General features: G+C 52.6%; 1 pseudogene. It reads left to right on the top strand.

Going from position 1 to position 327, the window contains the following annotated elements:
- Positions 1-8: 8 nt before the first annotated feature.
- A pseudogene (locus tag ACO0LC_RS29265) lies at positions 9-327 on the top strand (transposase); the annotation flags it as partial.

The following is a 327-nucleotide window of genomic DNA, read 5'->3' as shown; positions in this document are numbered from 1 at the left end:
GAGAAATAATGAAACAGAAAAAAAGATATACCCCGGAATTGCGGGAAGAAGCGGTGAAACTTGTATTGGCGCAAGGGTTGACACTAGAGGAAGCCGCATCTCGTATTGCCATTCCGAAAGGGACTTTGGTTGGTTGGGTGAATGCGGCTAAGAGTGGTCAGCCGCAGAAGACAGCCCCAGGAAGCCGCACAGTGCCAGAGCTCGAAGCGGAAGTTGCCAAACTACGCAAGGAGCTGGCCCAGGCCAAGATGGAGCGCGATATCGTAAAAAAGGCGGCAGCGTACTTTGCGCAGGAGTCGCTGCCAAATACGCGTTCATGAAGACCAT

Origin of the sequence: Undibacterium sp. JH2W (assembly GCF_049340425.1) — a bacterium.
Lineage (GTDB): Bacteria > Pseudomonadota > Gammaproteobacteria > Burkholderiales > Burkholderiaceae_D > Undibacterium.
Note: the sequence above shows the minus strand (reverse complement) of the source record. Positions and strands in the feature narration are given on the sequence as shown.